Annotated in this window: 1 pseudogene; it reads right to left on the reverse strand. The window is 34.5% G+C overall.

Annotated elements, in window-relative coordinates:
- Positions 1 to 238: pseudogene (locus LI241_RS16035) on the reverse strand (IS110 family transposase); the annotation flags it as partial.

The following is a 238-nucleotide window of genomic DNA, read 5'->3' on the forward strand; positions in this document are numbered from 1 at the left end:
TCATACGATCCACTGTTTTATATTTGTTTAAAAGAAATAAAGCAGTATCACTAAGTTTGTTATGAAAGAAAGCTTTAAATTCAGGGAATTCCACATCAAGAACATTTGTGATAATAACGTATTGGTCGCTGCGAGAACGAATCAGCTTATTTCTTGTACGAGATAGTTGCTTTAAAGCCTGAGTGTGGTATGATGAATACAGATAGGTTCTAGAAGCACCTGTGGATAGATATAAAGC

Origin of the sequence: Longicatena sp. 210702-DFI.1.196, from assembly GCF_020563125.1 — a bacterium.
Classification (GTDB): Bacteria; Bacillota_I; Bacilli_A; order Erysipelotrichales; family Erysipelotrichaceae; genus Longicatena; species Longicatena caecimuris.